13 protein-coding genes are annotated in these 19,455 nt (G+C 45.8%); 5 read left to right on the top strand and 8 right to left on the bottom strand.

Annotation, left to right across the window (positions count from 1 at the left end):
• Positions 1–133: 133 nt before the first annotated feature.
• The 3 genes from MHB85_RS16440 (at position 134) to MHB85_RS16430 (ending at position 1,748) form a co-directional block, all read left to right on the top strand.
• Positions 134–595: a nuclear transport factor 2 family protein gene (locus MHB85_RS16440; protein WP_091020113.1), complete on the top strand. Its 462-nt coding sequence runs from the start codon at positions 134–136 to the stop codon at positions 593–595.
• A complete protein-coding gene (locus tag MHB85_RS16435; RefSeq protein ID WP_341073257.1) occupies positions 592–1,173 on the top strand; it encodes a TetR/AcrR family transcriptional regulator in 582 nt (193 codons plus the stop codon). Before MHB85_RS16440 ends, MHB85_RS16435 begins: the two co-directional genes overlap by 4 nt.
• 104 nt (positions 1,174–1,277) lie before the next feature.
• The gene (locus MHB85_RS16430) at positions 1,278–1,748 is read left to right on the top strand and encodes a DinB family protein (RefSeq protein ID WP_341073256.1); all 471 of its coding nucleotides are present in this window, start codon (positions 1,278–1,280) and stop codon (positions 1,746–1,748) included.
• 135 nt (positions 1,749–1,883) lie between these two features.
• Here MHB85_RS16430 and MHB85_RS16425 read toward each other — a convergent pair whose 3' ends face one another.
• Positions 1,884–1,985 (bottom strand): hypothetical protein, encoded by a 102-nt coding sequence (locus tag MHB85_RS16425; protein ID WP_341073255.1) that lies wholly within the window; start codon positions 1,983–1,985, stop codon positions 1,884–1,886.
• 72 nt (positions 1,986–2,057) lie between these two features.
• Here MHB85_RS16425 and MHB85_RS16420 point away from each other — a divergent pair, with 72 nt between their 5' ends.
• Positions 2,058–2,309 (top strand): winged helix-turn-helix transcriptional regulator, encoded by a 252-nt coding sequence (locus MHB85_RS16420; RefSeq protein WP_341073254.1) that lies wholly within the window; start codon positions 2,058–2,060, stop codon positions 2,307–2,309.
• A 363-nt stretch (positions 2,310–2,672) separates the two neighbouring features.
• Here the strand turns inward: MHB85_RS16420 and MHB85_RS16415 are convergent, their stop codons facing one another.
• The 3 genes from MHB85_RS16415 to MHB85_RS16405 form a co-directional block, all read right to left on the bottom strand.
• The gene (locus MHB85_RS16415) at positions 2,673–4,277 is read right to left on the bottom strand and encodes an extracellular solute-binding protein (RefSeq protein WP_341073253.1); all 1,605 of its coding nucleotides are present in this window, start codon (positions 4,275–4,277) and stop codon (positions 2,673–2,675) included.
• 133 nt (positions 4,278–4,410) lie between these two features.
• Positions 4,411–5,301 (bottom strand): carbohydrate ABC transporter permease, encoded by an 891-nt coding sequence (locus MHB85_RS16410; protein ID WP_341073252.1) that lies wholly within the window; start codon positions 5,299–5,301, stop codon positions 4,411–4,413.
• A gap of 28 nt (positions 5,302–5,329) precedes the next feature.
• Positions 5,330–6,286 carry an ABC transporter permease gene (locus MHB85_RS16405; RefSeq protein WP_062322050.1) on the bottom strand — a complete coding sequence of 319 codons (957 nt, stop codon included), beginning with the start codon at positions 6,284–6,286 and terminating at the stop codon, positions 5,330–5,332.
• A 223-nt stretch (positions 6,287–6,509) separates the two neighbouring features.
• Between MHB85_RS16405 and MHB85_RS16400 the strand changes: the two genes are divergently transcribed.
• Positions 6,510–8,267: a cache domain-containing sensor histidine kinase gene (locus MHB85_RS16400; protein WP_341073251.1), complete on the top strand. Its 1,758-nt coding sequence runs from the start codon at positions 6,510–6,512 to the stop codon at positions 8,265–8,267.
• Between the two features lie 66 nt (positions 8,268–8,333).
• On the opposite strand, the gene MHB85_RS16395 is transcribed toward MHB85_RS16400, so the two are convergent.
• The 4 genes from MHB85_RS16395 to MHB85_RS16380 form a co-directional block, all read right to left on the bottom strand.
• Positions 8,334–10,445, bottom strand: a complete 2,112-nt coding sequence (locus tag MHB85_RS16395; protein WP_341074242.1) for an alpha-galactosidase — start codon at positions 10,443–10,445, stop codon at positions 8,334–8,336.
• A gap of 180 nt (positions 10,446–10,625) precedes the next feature.
• Entirely contained in the window at positions 10,626–15,215 is a 4,590-nt protein-coding gene (locus MHB85_RS16390; RefSeq protein WP_341073249.1) for an S-layer homology domain-containing protein, read from the bottom strand.
• Positions 15,216–15,465: 250 nt separating this feature from the next.
• Positions 15,466–16,998: a response regulator gene (locus MHB85_RS16385; RefSeq protein ID WP_341073247.1), complete on the bottom strand. Its 1,533-nt coding sequence runs from the start codon at positions 16,996–16,998 to the stop codon at positions 15,466–15,468.
• A 100-nt stretch (positions 16,999–17,098) separates the two neighbouring features.
• The gene (locus tag MHB85_RS16380) at positions 17,099–19,429 is read right to left on the bottom strand and encodes a glycoside hydrolase family 95 protein (RefSeq protein WP_341073246.1); all 2,331 of its coding nucleotides are present in this window, start codon (positions 19,427–19,429) and stop codon (positions 17,099–17,101) included.
• Positions 19,430–19,455: the final 26 nt, after the last annotated feature.

Below are 19,455 nucleotides of genomic sequence, written 5' to 3'. Positions count from 1 at the left end.
ATGATTGATGGCTACTTGGTACATTATGAATCTGAACCGTTTCGAAATTTGTATTGAATTTCGGATGTAAACTTGCATTTATAAACCGATCGGTTTATATTGATACAAACAGTTTAGAAAGCGAGGAAATCTAATGAATAATTTAACTCCCCCATTTACTCTTGAGACAGCAATCCAAAAAACGCGTATGGCTGAAGACAGCTGGAATAGCCGAGACCCTCAGCGCGTCTCACTTGTGTATACTGAGGATTGTTATTGGAGAAATCGGAGCGAATTTATAACAGGCCGCCAAGAAATTGTATCTTTACTAACTCGGAAATGGGCCAAAGAACTGGAATACCGCCTGATCAAGGAGCTTTGGTCATTTACGGATAACCGTATTGCCGTTAGATTTGCATATGAATGGCGTGATGATAGTGGCAATTGGTTCAGATCGTATGGAAACGAGAATTGGGAATTTGCTGAGGACGGCTTGATGCAGCGCAGATTTGCTTCGATTAATGACATGCCGATTAAGGAAGAGGAACGTAAATTTCATTGGCCTCTCGGCACGCGCCCCGCTGATCATCCAAGCCTAAGTGAGTTAAACCTATGACTCGTACTGTTTTTGAAAAAGCTGATGTCATCCCTCTCGTTGCTGAGGTATTTCGTGAATTAGGTTATGAGGGCGCATCTTTGAGTAAAATTACAGCCCGTACGCGTCTATCTAAAGGAAGCTTGTATTATTTCTTTCCGGGTGGAAAAGATGAGATGGCTGCTGAAATTCTTGCACATATTGATCAATGGTTTATCAAGAACATTTTTGAACCGCTCGAAAAGAATGAACCCCGGTCAGCCATTGATCATATGTGGCAAGAGGTCGATACTTATTTTCAATCCGGTCAGCGTATATGCCTTATTGGTGCATTCGCTTTGGACGAAACCAGAGATCGATTCGCTGCTGTTATTCGGCAATATTTTGTGAGATGGATTGAAGCCCTAAGCGCGGCACTAGTTCAAACAGGGATCTCTAAAGAGACTGCTGACCAAATTTCAGAGGAAACAATTGCTAGTATTCAAGGGGGATTAATTCTGAGTAGAGCTCTTCATGATGAATCCTATTTTGAACGTACGTTGGCAAATCTGTCACAACGAGTCTCAACTTATGTTTCTAAAAGCAAGTCTGGTCATTGACACAAAAGTGTATTTTAGTAAAACTGGCGGAATTTCTTCACCCCAAAAAAACAAGTGATTTTTTCTTAACGATTTCATTAGCGACTTTATCGGAGGTCAATATTATGAACAATTTTGTCGCAAAACAATTGGGATTTGTTCGCCGTCAGGCAATTGATTATGTGAGGAATATAAATGACTCTGCCTCGGAAATAATTCCAACAGGTTTGAAAAACAATATAAAATGGAATCTAGGCCACATGTATGTTATACATGAGAAGTTCGCTTTTCAACTTACTGGGCAAGAAACCAATTATCCTGCTAATTTTAATAAGTTGTTTGATTCAGGAACTAAACCATCTGACTGGAATATAGAGCCTCCAACGTTGTCTCAAATAATCGACTTGTTAATTGAACAAATTGAAAGGGTTGAATCGCTACTTTTAAGCAAATTGAAAGAAGAAATCAATCCTCATTACAAGTCTTCTACAGGACTTATCTTTACAAATGTAGAACAACTACTGGGTTTTCTGATTTACCATGAAGCAATGCACTTTGCAACAATTAAAAATATAAAAAGCATAATTGACAATTAGGATTAGTAAGGATTTGTTAAAACCAATGTCTGGCCACGAAATATTGAGTTTTCTTATTACATTATTAGTAGTGTCCCTTCACTTAAACGAACAAACCGACCTTAAATCCTACTTAAGTTGGAATAAGGTCGGTTTCTATGCTTTTGGAATTGCCCCTATTTGTTGAAGCAAGCCAGGCATATCGGGTTGACCATACTCTTCACTAATCTGGCCATTAGAGATCCGATAAAAATTCATTGCATTTACTTCGATTTTTTTTCGTGTTGGTGGAAAACCGAGAAGTGGAAGTTATTGGTTATGAGGGATCTCTTGAAGGGAACTCAACGATTCGGAGAACTTCGTAAAAGTATCCCGGAAATCAGTCAAAAGGTACTCACTGAAAATTTACGTTCAATGGAAGATGGAATTGTCATTCGTACTGTTTTTGCGGAAGTTCCTCCGAGAGTTGAATACAGCTTAAGTGAATTAGGAAATTCGCTTAAGCCAATTATATTCTCTATGGAAACATGGGGACTTGGGTACCAGAAACTCAATGAGGAACTTCCAAACGATACTCAGTAGAGTGAATGAGGTCAAAGGGTACTTACGGTCATTTCAAAATAGGATAAACTCTTCTATTACTCCCAAGGAATCACAAATCATGTATTTTCATCTCCAAGTAAAATCAATGGAGGACTCATGTGCCCTCCATTGATTTGTAAGAGAAAGTTGATCTTTGAACACCAGTTTCTGCAATATTACTATTGCATGAAGATAAACCGAAAAGAGAGATTTCCCTTAGATAATTCTCTGATGTATTTTTAAAATATCTGCCGCCCCCCATCATTTTTATCCCAACAAAAACCCGTTAATCTCATACAGATTAACGGGTTTTTAAAAAAATAGGTTTTTGACATAAGTATTTATTTATAAGTTGATATCCAATTATTTGGAAGACCAAAGTTCCATACGCTGAGCATATTTTTCGTTGATGATATCTTCCACTTTCTCATCGCCAGCCTTTTTCATATCCTCCAGCATCTTGTTGAATACCGAATTGGCTTCGGCCTCACTTGGGGCAATAATGGCTCTCGTAATACTCTGATCCATAATATCCTTCACTTTCTGTGCCGTCAGAGCTTGGGGTGTTCCCCCATCCGGATTCAGGTTGTCATACTGCGCAGTATCCCATACGGAATCGCCCAGACTCTTAATGGCCAGTTCATCCACTTCACTGCGCTGGAATTTAACTGCCATGTCATACGGCTGTCCGTTCGGGTCCAGACCATTTTTGATAAACCATAACCATTTGCGAACGCCGCTTTTCTTCACCGTATCATCCCAATTATCCTTGAAGCTTTGCAGGAATTCAGGTTTTGGTTGTCGCTTGCCATCCACCATGGTGTACTGTTCGCCTTCCCTGCCCCACAGCAGCAAATGCTGTCCTTCATCACTCGCCAGATAATTAAACAGCTTTATCGTTTCTTCCGGGTGTTTGTTGTTTTTGGTAATGGCGATTGCATCCCATCCAAGCGAACTTCTTGGGCCAAACGTCGTTTGAGTCGGATCTACACCTGGAGCAACAACTTTGTAAGCAAAGAGTTGATTCTTTTCCCCGCCATCCTTCTTCAAGGCCGCATTGCCGTTCCCCGGGTCCCAATATGCACCTGGGGTAGCAAATACCGCACCAGTCGTCAGCTTTTGAATCCAGGTCTGTGTTTTGCTAATCGCAAATTCCTTTTCGATCAGACCTTCTCTATATAAGCGATTCATGTATAACAGCATCTCGCGATATTTGGGGTCCTTGACATCATATTGCAGACGTCCGTTGTTGTCATAATACGTTTTTAAGCCCCACATGCCTTTGAATGTGCCCAGATTCGCACCCATGTTCTCCCCGTTCATCGTCATCGGAATGGACTCTTTGCCATCAATCGTATTGTATTTCTCTTTAAAATTTTTCAGGAGTGCTTCGAATTCGTCTGTTGTGAGGGGCTGTGAACCATCTGCTTTGTCCGGAAGAAACTCTTCCAACAGGCTCTGTCTCATCAGCATACCAAAAACCGGATCACTGTCGAGTCCATACCAGTTTGCCAGATAGTAGTTCTTGCCGTCTGTATTACGTGTTTTGGTCAAGGTATCTCCGTACATTTCTTTCAGATCAGAACCATATTTCTCAATTAACTCATCCAGTGGAATGAATGCCCCACTTGAAATGTATTTGTCGAGGGAAGCATCTCCTCGGCTCATGACTACCACATCCGGATAGTCACCACTGGCGAGCATCAGGCTCAGTTTTTCCGTTGGGTTACCTGTTGGCTGCTGGATGGAGATCTCTATGCCAGTCTTTTTGGTGATTTCCTGGGCAACTGCATCGGTAAATGGTTCTCCTTTGGTATTGCCATCAAACCAAGTCAGCGTAATCGGCCCTTGTTCCCCGTCTTTACCTGCTGTATTGTTCTCCCCATCATTGGAGGAGCAACCCGCCAGCAAACCAACCGCTAATGCAGCTGTAATTCCCATGGTCATCCATTTTTTAGTCTTTGTCATTGACACCCTAATTCCTCCCAATGAATAAATTCCTGTTGTGCTAGATTGAGCATTTCCAAAACGATCTTTGCCCACCCCCTTTCAGGGAGAGACCACCGGACAAGCCTTCCCTGTAACCGGATTATGGAACAGATTAACTTTTCACCGCTCCCAAAGTCATGCCTTTAACAAAGTATTTTTGCAGGAACGGGTACACCATAACGATTGGTAAGGTGGCTACCATCGTAGCAGCCATTCGAATGGTATCGCTGGAAACGGCGTTTCGTTTGGCGGAATTAGCCAACATTTGCGTTTGGGAAATCATGCCACCGGTCTGAAATTGATTCAATATTTTGACAAGCACGGCCTGCAGAGTCTTCAGGTCTGAGCTGTAGGTAAACGCATAGGAGTCAAACCAGGAATTCCAATGTCCAATGGCTTGGAAAAGGCCCACCGTTGCAAGTACAGGTGTTGTCAGCGGCATCACAATTCGGAAGAAAATTGTCAGATCGTTAGCCCCGTCTACCCTCGCCGATTCTTCAATCTCATGGGGTAGCTGTTCCATGAAAGTACGGACAATGATCATATAGAAGACATTCATCAAACTTGGCAAAATGAACACCGAAAAGGTATCGATCATATTCAGCGCTTTAAGCACCATGTAGAACGGAATCAGTCCGCCACTGAAATACATGGTAAAGATAAAGTACAGGTTCCAGCCTTTGCGACCAATCAGATTCCGCCGACTTAGCGGATACGCAAGCATCGTAATGACCAGAACCGACAGCGGTGCACCAATCAGCGTTCGTTTGACGGTTACCCACAGCCCGTTCAATATTTCGCTATCTTTCAGAATCTGCTGATAGCTGTCCAAGGTCAGATCTCTGGGCCAAAGATAAACGCCGCCTCGCACCGTATCCTCCGCGCTGTTCAATGAAAGAACGAGTATATTCCAAAACGGAAGAAATGTAACCAGTAATACGAGAATAAGAATGAAATATACAATTATTTTGAAAATACGATCCCCGAATCGGTTCAGAATCATTACAAGCGCTCCCCTCTGTCTTCTGTAGTTAGAACAACGCCTGGTCGTTCACTTTTCTGGAAATCCGGTTCACGATAAGGACAAGAATGAAGGCGACAACGGATTTGAACATCCCCACAGCAGCACCATAAGAGAACATGCTGTTTTGTAGTCCGTATTTGTAAGCATAAATATCAATAACTTCGGAGTATTCAAGCACGGTATTATTTTGTAGCAGGTATTGCTGTTCAAATCCCGCATTCAAAATGCCTCCGACCGCGAGAATAGCCAATATGACAATGGTAGGGCGCATGGATGGCAGCGTTATATGCCACATTTGCTTAAACCGGCTGGCTCCGTCCACTCTGGCCGCTTCGTAGAGCTCCGGATTAATGGAAGCGATTGCAGCCAGATACATAATGGCACTGAACCCCATCTCTTTCCACATGTTCGACAATGCGATAATCCACCAGAACAGAGGACCGTTTTGCAAAAATGCAACGGGTTCTTTGACAATGCCCAGCAGAACCAGAATGTTGTTAAGCATTCCATCCGAAGCCAGCAGCGTAATCACAATGTTGGCTGCAATAACCCATGAGATAAAATGCGGCAGATAAGAAACCGTCTGCACAAAACGTTTGAAAAATCCCTGTCTCGCTTCATTCAGCACAAGCGCGAGGATGATTGGCGCAGGAAATCCGAAGAACAGTGTCAGCAAGCTTGTCGCAAGCGTATTACGCATAACCCGGTAGAAATCCCCCGTAGTAAAGAAATACTCAAACCATTGGAAACCTACAAATTCGGCATGGAAGAACTGATGTAAGAACGATCCCCCACCCGGCTGATAATTTGTAAACGCCATATATAGTCCAAACATCGGACCATAGGAAAATAACAATGTCGCAATGAAGGCAGGAAGCATAAGCACGAATAACCATTTTTGCTCTTTTAGTCTGCTTATCAGATTATTGCTCCTGACTGTTTTGATAGCGCTTACCTTATGCATTAAGTACCCTCCCTTTTTCTATACAGCAGCATGGTCGGCCATATCTTGATTCAACTTCTCTCCTATTAATCATAAATTTGACACGGATTACTCGCCATAGTTGAATTCTCCGAAAGATACCGCTTTTTAAAGATGTTTTTGTGCAAAGTGAGGATTGGATTTCCATATTCACTCTGCTATGATGAACTGTGCAACGAATATTCAGTCAAGAGAGGGCTTCCGGATGCGCCAATTCTATCGAAAATACATATACATGCCTTTTGTTAACCTGAGCTTTCGTTCCAAATTGTTCATGGTATTTGTTCTGGTCACCATCATTCCAATGATGCTATTGGTTTATTTTTCCTATGAACTTACCAAAAACAAACTTACTGAGCAGATCTACATCAATATGACGAACTCAACAGCTCAGATCACTAAAAATCTGGAGAACAAACTGGATAGCTACGAACACATTTCCGCCTCCATTTATTTGGATAACCGCCTTGCCAATTACCTGACGAACGAGTATCAGGATGACCCATCCTATCTGGACGTCTATAATTACATTGGCAATCGAATTGACACCGTGATGGCTGCCTACCCTGATTTTGATAGCGCATTCATTTATTCGGATAATCCGTCGCTGCCCAAAGACAATTTTTATATCCGGCCGATCACATCCGAAGTCCAGACCACGGAACTGTTTCACAAGCTGCAGCAATCCTATGGGAACATTATTCATCTCTCCACGCCGCAGACAGAGAACGGTCCTGCCATGTTTACACTCGCCCGGCTGCTGAACAACAATAGTAATCAGTATCCTTACGGGATGCTGGTCTTTCAAATCTCCGAGTCGGTCATCTATTCCTTAATGGAAAAGGAAGCAGGCGGCAAAGATATTTTCATCATAAATGACAAAGGTATGATTCTGTCCTCCGCCGACAAACAGTTAATTAATACAAGCCTGCCCGAACTGCTTCATCAACATTTTGACGATGCGGCTTCAGGGAGATTTGATACAACGTATCAAGGCGTAAAGGCCCTAGCGGTCTATAACACGCTCAAAAACGGCTGGAAAACGGTATCCATTTTCCCTTATGACAGTATTATCAAGGATGCCAAAGCTCTCTCTCAGCTTATTATCAAAATTTCACTAGGCTTCATCGGCGTGGCGCTGCTGCTCATTTATATTACCGCATCGCTATTCAGCAAACGCATCAGGACGTTAATACGGATGATTCGGCGCATTGAACGGGGAGATTTCAACCCTACCCATGAGGAACAAATGGGCAGTGATGAGATCGGCCAGCTTCACTTTGCATTCGAACAGATGACAACCCGGTTGAAAAGCCTGGTGACGGAGGTCTACCAAAAGGAGCTGCAGAGCAAGGAAGCCGAGCTTGACCTGCTTCAAGCTCAGATCAATCCTCATTTTCTGTATAATACACTGGGCTCGATCTCCTCTCTGGCCGTAAAGCATCAGGATCCACAGATTCAGGATATGGTCCTTCATCTGGCCAAGTTTTATCGGATATCCCTGAATAAAGGAAAGAGTATCCTGACCATCAATGAGGAGCTGAAACTGACCCAGAGTTATAATGCCATTCAACTGATCCGGTTTAAGGGCAAGCTGAACATCATCTACACGATAGATCAATCGATCCTGCCCTACTCGACCGTGAAGCTTGCCTTACAGCCTTTTGTGGAGAATGCAGTCATTCACGCTCTTTGGAATCAGGATCGGCCTCTAAATATCCATATCAAGGGTGTCATCGAGAACAATAGTATCATCTTATCGGTTATAGACGACGGAATGGGCATGCGGCGAGAGAAGCTTGAGGCTTTGTTTGAAGAGAAAGAAGGACGGGGTTATGGGATTTCAAATGTGGATCGGCGGATTAAGCTGAAATTTGGTGAATACTACGGTGTTAAAGTGTATAGCAAAATTGGTATGGGAACTACCGTACAGATCCGTCTGCCGCAAAAAGAGATCCAATAAAAAAGGAGTGCAATGCAGCCACTAGTGGCTTGCAAAGCACTCCTTTTAAACAGTTCTTCCAGAACGTTATACTTGCTCACGGATGCGATACACCAGGCTGTCGAAATCACCGCGTAGAGGCAATTCCACCCCAATGTTCATCAGTGCACGTCCACTAACCGATAACCCCAGCTCTTCAATGAGATAGGTCTTGTCAGCCTGAAGACCTGCCAAACGGAGTCTTGGCAACGGTTCACCCAGCTTCTGCGAGTGAAGAAAGGCGAACAGCACATGGTCACTTCCGGCTGCATCGCTGTACTGGACAGCGGTAACTCCCTTATGACGAAGCGCAGCCAGGCGGAATTGTCTGCCGAATTGCACTAGGTGGCGAATGGCTTTGTACTGATCGATGAATTCCCCGGACTGCCCAATCCACTCATCACTCCACTCGTTCAGATTGGAACCAATACCAAGTGTGCCCATCATTGCACTGTGGAAGCGATACTTCAGAGAGACGTTTCGGCCGTTCATTCCTGTAGGTGACTCGGTTACCCAACAGGTCATCATACGTGGTGCGTACGTATACGAGAAGCCTTCCTGAATGCTCAGGCGGTCGAACGCATCCGTATTGTCACTCGGCCAGGACTGATCGGCATAACGGAAGATGCCCAGATCAATCCGCGAGCCACCTCCTGCGCAAGTCTCAAACTCGACATCCGGGAACTTGGCTCGCAGCTGTGCCCATATATCATAGAGACTCTGGACATGCCTTACCCATACTTCTTTCTGGCGGTTAATGGGGTGACCCTTCATGCCCGGCTCCGTGATCGTCCGGTTCATGTCCCATTTAATGAACTTAATCTTATGATTGCCAAGCAGTTCGGTCATAAAATTGATAATGTATTGCTTGACCTCCGGCTTGGAAATGTTCAGCAGCAGCTGATTGCGAAGCTCCGTACGTCCCCGCGTCTCAAAATGATATACCCAGTCCGGATGTGCTCTATAGAGATCACTATCCGGGTTAACCGACTCCGGCTCCACCCATATGCCGAATGCCATCCCTAGTTCGTGAACCCGGTCAATCAGCTCAACAAGTCCGTTCGGGAACTTCTCTTTGTTCACGTTCCAGTCGCCCACCCCCGCATGGTCGGAATGCCGCTGCCCAAACCAGCCGTCATCCACAACGAATAGTTCCACACCCATTTTGGCTGCCCTTTCGGCAAGTGCCATTTGGTCCTGGGCATTAACATCGAAATAGGTAGCTTCCCAGGAGTTGTACAGCACTTTACCGATTTCACTGCGCGGCAGTATGTAATTGTATTGGTACTTATGCAAGCGATGGCTCATGCCGCCAAAGCCTTCTGGGCTGAATCCGCCGACAAAGACAGGCGTCTCAAACGTTTCGCCCGCACCCAGCAACCATTCATTGTCAAAATCATGGATGCCACCTGTGACCCGCACATGCATGAATGGCGTCTTCTCAGCGACAATCTTCCAGTTGCCGCTCCAGGCGAGAGCACCAAACCATACCCCGCCTCCTGTTTCAGTCGAAAGGCCGTCATCTATGGCAAACCATGGGTTGGCATGGCCGTCTGTGAAACCTCTCCGCGATTCAAGTACCTTTTTTCCCTCTGTCAAAATGGTATTGCGCAGTTGGAACTCACCCGACCATTTCCCCGTAACATGCGTCAGACGGTAATCCTGGAAATATGGCAAAGTCCAGGCTGCGGATTGCATGCTTTCCAGCACAATATCCCCCTGTCCCCTATTGACGATATTGGCGTAACGCTCCACCAGGTCGAACTCCGGGATAACCCGATATACCAGCTGTGTTTCAAGTGCATATGCCTGATCCTTCAACGTAATAATCAGCGTCTGTCTGCCATCCTGTTCTATGATCTCGTGACGGTCATACCTAACCTGAAGATCGCGGACACCATCAGGCATCCGCAGTTTCAGAGATGGCTCTGTATAAGATGCACCTCCCCAGAAGCTGTACTCCTCCACCTCTCTCTCCACTTCCGCGTCAAAAGAGCTATGGGATTGTAGTGGGAGCAACGGAGCGCTGTCCTCGATACTCACTGGATCTCCCCAATACAGATGCTGTAGGTGTTCTCTCTCATTAATTCCGAAAATATAGGATGAATGTTGTGTCTGTATTGCAAATATACGCAATTGTTCATGATATTGAATCGTCATGTTTACCCCTTTCAGGTCCCGTGTTTTGGTACCTATATGCTGTGTGTTGTGAACATACATATTATTGTAGGAAGCAGCAGGCGGATTAGCCATATCGCATTCTTACAATCCATAGGGGAAATCGTCTGTCATCTCAAAATTATGAAAATAAGGCTGCGATATAATTCGCAGCCTTAAAGCTTACTTCAAAATCAGGTTATAGATGACCTGAGCCGCTTCTGCCCGGGAAGCAATCCCTTTAGGCACAAACTGTCCCTGTCTTTGGCCTTGGACCAGTCCTAGTCGGGCTGCATCCTTTACCGAATCAGCTGCCCATGAAGAAACCTGATCCATATCGGTAAACAAGATATCGGTAGAACCAACAGGCACGTTTCCAACATTCAGTTCATATGCCTTCATCAGCATCACCGTGATTTCCTCCCGGGTAATCTTTGAATCCGGCTGGAAGCTGACTGCGCTTCGTCCCTTCACAATACCGGCTTGGGTCGCAATCGAGATGGGTTCCGCGTACCAGTCATCTGTCGCTACATCTGTAAAGTGTACTTCCCCTGCTACGGTCAGCCCCAGAGAATGAACGAGCATGGTGGTGAATTCCGCGCGGGTGATTGCACGTCCTGGCTCAAATTGTTCCTCGTTTGTGCCATCAACAAACAGCTTAGCCGCTAACTCCTTGATGACAGAGCTAGCCCAATGATTGGCCGGAACATCAGCGAACGTCCGATTCAGTTCCAGAACAGCATACTTGCTAAAGTGGCTCACTTTAGTCGTTAATACACCATTCGCATAATCCGATTTTAAAAATTCCAGTTCTCCATTTTCGTTAATATAATACATTCCTCCCTGTGAAGGGTCGAAACCTTCTTCCGCTGCCAGACTCAGCGTAACCGGGTGATCAAACACAGATAGTGTTTCGGTTGTACCTGATTTGGTTGTTGCCGAAAGACTGAATTCATAGATTTCTCCCTTAAGAGCAACAGTTGCCCGAGATGATGATTCAACTGCTGCAACGACCTCCTTGGCCTTGCTGCCAAGCGGAACCATTTTCAAGGAAATCGCACTTTCTTCCTGTTGCCCTGCTGGTAGCTTGCTCAATAGCTGCTGGAACAAACTCGCAGGGATTTGCAGGGTTAGCTTGCCAGATTTCACTTCCAGTGTATGGTTGCCGAGCTGGCGTAAGACAGGAGATGACAGTTGCAGCTCCTGAGTACCAGCCTTGATGTCTATGACGACTTTCCCTGCCTCACTGTCCACTTTCAGCATATCGGCTTTGATGACCAGTGTTGCTGTATCTTTCCCTTCAGCAGCGGTGCTGCCGGAGTTTCCGCTAATATTATTGTTGTTATTGCCATTGTTGCCAGGAGTGTCTGAATTTCCTGGATTCCCTGGGTTATTTGGGTTGCCTGGATTTTCCGGGGTGACTGCTTTTTCGGTCAATTTAACCAACTTTGATTCAGCCGGCCCCAGCGAGATGGACCATGAACCTGTGGCTGACGAAGATTCACCTGTCCACAAGTCTTTTAAAGTATAGGTTTTGGAATCATTCAGTCCGGCGCGGCCCAGATCGATCGTTTTGTTTGCTGAACTGTTGCCGTTGTAATTAAATACAGCAAGGTAATAATCATTGCCTTCCTTCAGAACAAACGAATCTGCGGCATTTGCATTCGTATTTCCTTCAAGCGGCTTGAATACTTTGCCTTTCAGCGCCACCTGAAGAACATCCGTGTTATTGTACAATGATGTCATGTATTCCTGTGCCTTGGGATCGTTCACATCATCGGAATCCATCATCACAGTGCCGGCAATTACACCGGAATTTACCCGGCTGCGGGCTTCCTCCAAGCTTGATGCTCTGCTTAATGCCAGATGATCAGGGTCTGTATAGGAATAAATCGTCCCATTTTGCCAGAATCCATATGTCAATGAATTGAGCATGTACTCCGTCTCATTGATTTTGCCATAGGTGTCACAAGAGATCCGTCTGCTATGCGCATATTGACTTGGAAAGATCGGTGCAATGGACGCACTAATAAACATTTTCCCATCCAATCGCTCTTCGACATAATGCATCCCTTCATTGTAAGCCTGGATCCCTGTCGTCACATTAGTGTCAAAGTGTTGGCCTTCCAGCGAGCCATGGGTTAGGAAATCCAGTTTGATGAATGTGAATCCAAGTGATTTGAACTTATCCAGAAAATAATTCATGCGCATTTGACTCCCCGGATGTGTCACATCCAGTGCATATGCTCCGTCCAGTGTCGGCAGAGGTTCCCCCTTAGCATCCTTGAGCACAATATCACCATACGTATATTGCCCGTTGGTACCATCTACTTTTTGGCTCATATCGTTGCCCCAATACACAAATGGTCCCCAATAGATGCCTGCATGCTGACCATTGTCCTTAATGACAGATACAGCTTGGGCAAGCTCAGCATCACTCAGATTATCCCAGTAGGAATCCATATTAATGAATACATTGCCGCTATTATTGAACTTCTTCAGGCTGTTCTTGAAATAATTGGACACATCCACTACGTTCTGATAAGACAGCCCGCTGTCATAGGCTCCCCAACTATTCCATCCAACTGGAACACCTTGTGGCAGCTCTGGATTCAACGCCAGCGGAGGTGTGATAATCGCATTGGCTTTACCGTATTCTTCAAGCCCTGTGCGGTAGTCACTGAAACCACCTACCATAATCAGCGGTGAGGACAGTTCAGTACCGGACAGGCTGCCATGTGGCTGGGAATCGCGGGTAACGTCACTCGCTGCCCCGCCATACACAGTAAATTCATTCAGACGATTAGCTGAGCCTTTCCAGTCAATACCGGTCTTCCAGGTGTCATGGGTTACTGAACCGATCACCAGACCGTTACGTGTCGAGTTATTGAATACCGTTGTCATCTCATAGCTGGTATCCGCCCGGTTCATCGTTTGAGATTTATAGCGAATCCATGCATCGTTGTCAAAAGGCACCGTAAGCACGCGGTTATCCGAGCTGACGCCAATATCCACAGCACCCGTATTTTTCACAGTAATTGGTGACATGTAATTACTCTGGATTTCTGTATCACTGATGGCGTCCAGACGGTTGAGGAAATACGATTGATCTTCATAAAACCGATAAATCTGCTTCATGGTTGGTTTACCAGTTGACGTATGAACAAAGCTCAACTCGATGCCTTTGCCGAATCCATCCTGAATCTCCAGCGGTGCTCCACTGCTCGTATGACTCTCATACCCTTTGGTTTCCACAAGACTCTCACCAATTTTAATGCTACTGAAGATACCCCGCATCTTCTGTCCGTCTGCCCAGCTATAACCGACGAATCCAGTCTGGGTATTATAAGACACTTCGTATTGTCCGTTCGATACCAGAAGGCCATACGTGTAATCAGTCACCGTAATATCCCCGTATCGTTGCGAGTCACCCGGTGTTCCCAGATCGTCATCTCCTTCACCGGGATTCTCGGGTTCTGTCTCTATCGCAGGCTCTACGATAATCCGGTCCAGATCGGGAGAATAGCCATTGTTGTCTGAAAAGGTAATCGTATTCTCGCCTTCAGTTAATGGGAGTGTAAGATCATACGTACCTACCGTATCCCAATCCGATGTTTTGGGCAGGTCATGGAACTGCTCTTCCCCGTTATTTGCACGGACATAGAAACTGCGCGGATCACCGGAAAAATAAGCGACCGTAACGCGGTAATTACCTGTCATCGGGGCTATAATCTTATTGAACGTTAAGGAGCTCCTGCCATTCAGATATCCAACCTTTTTGCCACCTGATGCTGAGGGGCTGTCCGTTACACGCGCTTCACCAGTCAGCGTATTGTCCGAATCTTCGGCTTCATAACTAATTGTATACGGAATCACTTCAATTCGGTCCAAATCAGGGGAGTACCAGTCATGATCCGAGAACGTGATGGTATTGACACCCTTATGAAGAGATACCTCCACATCATACATGCCAATCGTGTCCCAGCTTGCCGTTTTGGGCAGATCAATCATCTCGTCCGTGTCATTGTTCACCTGCATATAAACAGGTCGCTGATCACCGGAAATATAAGATATTCGGATCAAATATGTACCATCTGCCGGTACGTTGATATTCGTAAATTGCAGTGAACTGTTTTTGTTCAGATCGGTTACTTTCTTCCCACCCGAACTAATGCTGCTGTCTACCACCTTGGCATTGCCTTTCAAAATGTTGTCGGCCGCTTCTGCCTCGATAATTGCACCATGCAAATTTTTCTTCCAGTCGTCTCCGTCCCCTTCTCCCGGGTGGCCACTGTCCAAACCGCGGATCACGATCTTGTCGATGTCGGGAGAATACCAGTTGTTGTCATCAATCAGGATGGTGTTGGTCCCAGCGTTCAACGGAAGGGTCACATCATATGTTCCCACCGTATCCCAGTCGAATGTCTTGGACGGTTCTTCATATTGCTTCTCCCCGCCATTCGCACTAATATTGAATGGCCGCGAATCACCTGAAATGTAGTAAACGGAAATCTTATAATTTCCTGTCTCACTTACAGCAATATTATTAAATTGCAGGGAACTGCCCTGATACATGCCTCCGACCTTCTTGCCGCCTGAAGCCGTCGGGCTATCAGAGATCATCGCGTTACCTAGCAAAGTATTCCCTTCCGCTTCGGCTTCATAGGTATTCATATCATCGGCGTGAACTGTTCGGGCGAACTGGCCCCCGCCAACTACCAAGCAAAAAATGATAAAGAACACAAATCCTTTTTTCATCATCCGTCCCAACATAACATGCCTCCATTATCTAATGATTGAGTTAGGTCTCCCTATGCCTATTCCTGCAGTGGTTCACAGCCATTTTTGTAATCGCTTTCATAAAGAGCTGTCAAATCAAATCCCCTCTCTCCTCCTTCCTTTCCTATATGCCTAATTGTAAAAAGGAGGAGGGGGATGTTCCATACCACAATGTTACTATTCATACAGGAAAGCCTCTTTCATTTGCCATATCAATACCATCATTACCAGACAGCCTCTATCGTCATATACTTTTCCTGTATTCGTTGGGTGTTACGCCCTGTGTCTTCAGGAATAGAGAAATAAAATAGGATGTACTCTCATAGCCTACGGTCTGCGCGATATCGTGAATCTTGAGCGAGCCGTCTGCCAGCAGTTCCCTGGCTTTATCCAGTCTGATGCGTGTCAGATAATCGTGAATTGTCATCCCTGTTTTGTCCTTGAAAATGGATCTCAAATAGTTCGGTGACAAATAGACCTGATCAGACAGGCTGTTGATGGTAATCGGCTGATTGTAATTCTGATCGATGAAGGTACGTACCTTGTGAATCAATTTTGCATTTTTGTCCATAAACCGCTCGCCCAGCATGCTCACCGCATCTTCCGCAGTACCGAGAATCAGATCCTCGATCTCATGCAGAGTCAGTGCATTATAGATGGAGTGATATAGCTCAGCCCGCTTCGGAACAGGTTTATGAAGCTGCTCCAACAGTTCATTCACGAGATCTATCGACCAGTCACAGATGATTTTTTTCTTGACTCTCAGTGTTGCCAATCCCTCAATATACCCGTGCAGCTTCTGTGCCGCCCATTCAAAATCCAGTCGGTTAATGGCCTCAAACCATTCCTTTTGTTCAAAAGGGGGCATATGTTCTGTATAAAACTGGTTCGAAAGCTTCCCCCCATGAATAATTGTGCCTGAACCTTCATAGAAACGCTCATTCAAGATGGTTCGCGTCTGTTCGTACAGACAGTGAATATGGGATAACGCGGTCTCTTGTCTGCCTACAGCAGCCGTCACCGTGAAATCCAGTGCACTACGAATAGCCTCAGCCAAGTCTTCCCACGCATAATGTCCCGGCTGCTGTGCCGCTTCCATAAATACACCTGTCTCTCCTTCCTTGTAATCCACAAAGATCGCTTTCATGTTTTTTGCCTTGAAGAAATGGTCGAGAAAAGCCACCAGCCGACCTGTACATTCCTCCAGACTTTGCTGTTCCTCTTCAGCCTCCTTGGGATCGATACTGAACAAGGCCATTGCATATTGGGCGGTCTCCGGTTGTCGGGTTAGACGGCTGTAACTACAAGCAAGATCATTAGCACGAGCCTCATTTTTTTCGTAAGATAACTCTTTCAGGATATTGGCTTTGGCCGCCTCCATGGAACGGTTCTTCATTGCAACCTCTTCACAACGCTGTTTAACTTTACTGATAACGCTTTCAATTTCGTTCATATCCAAAGGTTTTAGCATATATCCCACGGCCCCTACGTTGATAGCCGATTTTACATATTGAAATTCATCGTGTCCGGTCAGAAACATCACCTGGATCGAGTCGTAGCTCTCATGTATCTTTCTCGCCAGATCAATACCGTTCATGATCGGCATCTGAACATCGGTAAGAACGATATCAGGCTGGGTGGCCTCAATCTTCTCCAAGGCCTCCCTGCCGTTACTCGCCGTTCCCATGATATAGATACCCATCTCTTCCCAACGGATATAATCCCTCATCATCTCAAGTCCCAGTTCTTCATCGTCTACCAAAAAAATACTGTACATCCATGTCCCCTCCCTTTGTATCTTTCTGTCTCTATTATATGTTTTTCCCTCCGTGGGACCATGGTTCATATCAATGAAAGTCATTTTCAAGTATAGATCGTTATTTTACCAACTCCAGCTCACTATTGAAATAGTACCTTTCGCCTGCTTCGGCATGCAGGATCGTTCTTTGTTTTCCCCAACAAATGGTGAACGTTCCTGACGAGCAAGTGTGAATGTTCGCAGAGGTCAGCTTTCCATTCTCCCAGACGATGTCAACCTCAGCATTCCCTTTTGCCCGCAGACCGGAGATAGATCCTGTGCTCCATGCCTGTGGCAGCGCTGGGAGAAGGTGAATCTCGCCCGCATAACTTTGCAGCAGCATCTCCGCTAAGACAGCTGTACCGCCGAAATTTCCATCAATGACAAAAATATTACTCTCTGCTCCAGCAATTCCGGATTTGGAATAGGTGAACAGATTATCGAAGCACAGGCCGCCAATCAAATGTGAGAGGTGTTTATATGCCGTCTCCCCATCATGCAATCTCGCAAAACCCAGTCCAAACAAAGCAGCTGTAAATTCAACATCCTCCAACTCTTCCTGGACCATGCGGTTCTCCAACGTTATCCTTACTGCCGCACTGAGTTCCGGTGTATGGTCAGGTGTAATCCGACTGTCCGGATACAGCGCATACATATGAGACAAATGCCGATGCTCCGGCTGCGCCTCCTCATAATCCTCCAGCCACTCTTGTAACTGGCCTTTCTTGCCGATCTGTAGAGGTGGAAGCTTGCCAATTGCTTCATACAGCTTGCGTCCAATTTCCTCGTCTTTGTTCAGAAGTTTAACTGAACGAAGACAAAACTCAAAGAGCCTGCGCACCAGCATCTGGTCCATTGTCGTTCCCATGGACAGCTGTTGTGCCCCCTCTCTCGAATTACCAGGATAGAAATGATTTTCCGGCGAATTCGAAGGACCCGTCACCAGCCAACCGTTCCGAGGATGCTCACACATATAGTCCAGATAGAAAGCCACCGATTCTTTAAGTACGGGATAGGCCACATTCTCAAGGAAAACACGATCCTGACTGTACTCATAATGCTCAATCAGGTGTGTAGCCAGCCATAATCCGCCTGTAACATTCAATCCCCACGAGGTCTCCCATCCAGGCAGCGTAAAACCCCATACATTGGAGAACACATGAGCGACCCATCCGTCGCATCCATATACGTTACGTGCCGTTTCTCTGCCTGCCAGTGCCAGATCTTCAACGTAGCGCAACAGCGGAAGATGGCTCTCTCCCAGATTCACAATCTCTGTGGGGTAATAATTCATCTGGGTATTCACGTCCAGGTGATAGTCACAGCTCCAGCCCATCCGGCACGCTTCACCATCATTCCAGATTCCCTGGAGATGGAGTGGCAGCGGAGAGTTCTTGCGAGAACCCGCAATGGTCAGATACCGTCCATATTGAAAAAACAAGGCGAACAACTGCGGATCTTCATCCCCACCACGCTGTTCCAACAAACGAATACGCTGATCTGTAGTGAGATCGGATAACCCCTTGACCCCGAGCTGAATAGCTACCTTGTCAAATTGCTCACAGTAATCGCGGATATGATCCTCCCTCAGTGAGGTATAACCTTTATTTAAAGCCTTCAACAGCGTAGACTCGCTCTCTGTTTCCCAATCCTGATCAGTATGGCGATAATCCGTACTGACAACAAAATAAATCCATGCCTCATCCGCTCCGGTCACGATCAATTGACCATCTCTACTTGTGATGGTTCCCCCGGAAATAACCAACTTGACCAAACCCTTGGACCATACGCCACAAGTCCCATCGCTATGTACATTTTCCGTTGCCTGTCCTTGGAATGCAAGCGTATTGTCATCTAAGGCTACAACCTTGAATGATTCCGTGCCTGCCTGTAAGCCGAGTGTAAAGGCTACCCCACCCGGAGCTTCGCTCCAGACTCTGGAGACCACTAGATCATCGACATTGGAAGCGAAAACTTCACGTCGAATCATGCTGTCGTCATCCTTCCAGAACGCTCCGACAAGCGCTTGAGTCAGATCCAGCTCACGTTGGAAATTTCCCCCTTCATCCGAATTCGAATTCTTCTTCTCCATATCAATAACAACTTCACATAATCCAAGATGGGTACCAAAATTACCTTTCTTTGGCTGCAAATGTTGTTTGGCAAGACGATCTCCTTCATCATAATCGCCGGAGAAGAAATAGCTACGCATCTCTTCCAGTGCGGCCTTGCCTCCTTCGGAAGGCTGTTCTTGTTCAATCCGACCCGACCAGAAGGTAACCTCGCTCATACTCCATACCTCTCGATGCGAAGACGCCATAACTACTGCTCCTATCCTACCATTGCCCAGCGGCAGGCCTTGAGACCAATCCGTAGCAGGAGTTGAATACCATAAAGTAAAATCGTTCATATCATGTCCTCCAGTCCAATAATGAT

The sequence above is a fragment of the Paenibacillus sp. FSL K6-4396 genome (assembly GCF_038002525.1).
Taxonomy (GTDB): domain Bacteria; phylum Bacillota; class Bacilli; order Paenibacillales; family Paenibacillaceae; genus Paenibacillus; species Paenibacillus amylolyticus_B.
This window is presented reverse-complemented; position numbering and strand designations above follow the sequence as displayed.